1 protein-coding gene is annotated in these 1,196 nt (G+C 68.5%); it reads left to right on the forward strand.

Annotated features, from left to right (window positions below; all coding sequences use genetic code 11):
• Positions 1-116: 116 nt before the first annotated feature.
• Positions 117-1,196: ISL3 family transposase (locus ACGFH6_RS44615; protein ID WP_393397500.1), on the forward strand; the 1,080-nt coding region annotated here is incomplete at its 3' end.

Here is a 1,196-nt window from a genome sequence, read left to right on the forward strand (position 1 = left end):
CCGGCTCTCCTGACGCATGTGTGGGTGGTTTGTGCGTGGCTGGAGTGGCGCACGCCGTTCCCTGTCTAGGTTTCTGAGCTGTCTGGGAACAGGAACCTGGTGAGCAGGAGAACGGCGTGCGTGCGGACAGCTTATGGTGTGCGGTTTTGGGGGTTGAGAAGACGGTCATCGAGGACGTCTGGTTCGACGAGGACGAGCGGGTTGTGGTGGTGTCGGTGCGGCCGGTGGCTCGGGAGCGTGGCCGGTGCGGGCGGTGCCGGCGCCGAAGCCGGGGATATGACCAGGGTCGTGGTGAGCGGCGCCGGTGGCGGGGTTTGGACCTGGGTGTGGTCCGGGTGTTCGTGGAGGCCGATTCGGTGCGGGTGACCTGCCCAGAGCACGGGGTGGTGGTCGCTCATGTGCCCTGGGCCCGGCACGACGCCGGCCATACCCGGATGTTCGATGACCAGGTGGCGTGGCTGGCCACGCAGACGTCGAAGACCGCGGTCACGCAGTTGATGCGGATCGCTTGGCGCACGGTCGGGGCGATCGTGCAGCGGGTGTGCGCCGACGTGGACGCTGTCACCGGCCGGCTCGACGGCCTGCGGCGGATCGGGATCGACGAGATCAGCTATCGGAAGGGGCAGAAATACCTGACCGTGGTGGTCGATCACGACTCGGGAAACCTGGTGTGGGCCGAGCCGGGCCGCGACACCGCCACCGTCACCAGGTTCTTCGACGCCCTCGAGGCGGACCGCGCCGAGACGCTCACGCACGTGTCGGCCGACGGGGCGAGCTGGATCAGCAGTGTGGTCCGTGACCGGGCCCCGCAAGCACAGCTGTGCGCGGACCCGTTCCACGTCGTGTCCTGGGCGACGGACTGTCTGGACGAGGTACGCCGCGAAACCTGGAACACCGCCCGCCGCCAGGCCGGTGGCACCCAACAGATCGGCTCCCTGGTCGGGCACCGTTACAACGCCTCCCGCAACGCCGCCCAGACCATCGCGCGGTCCCGCTGGGCGCTGTGGAAGAACCCCGAAGACCTCACCGTCAAACAACGTGCCCAGATCGCCTGGATCGCCACCTCCAGCCCTCGCCTGCATCGCGCCTACCTGCTCAAAGAAGGCCTACGCCACGTCTTCAAGCTCGGCGGCGACGCCGGCAAACACGCCCTGAAAGCATGGCTGGCCTGGGCCGGCCGGAGCCGCATCGGCGTC

It is taken from the genome of Kribbella sp. NPDC049227 (genome assembly GCF_043197265.1).
Lineage (GTDB): Bacteria > Actinomycetota > Actinomycetes > Propionibacteriales > Kribbellaceae > Kribbella.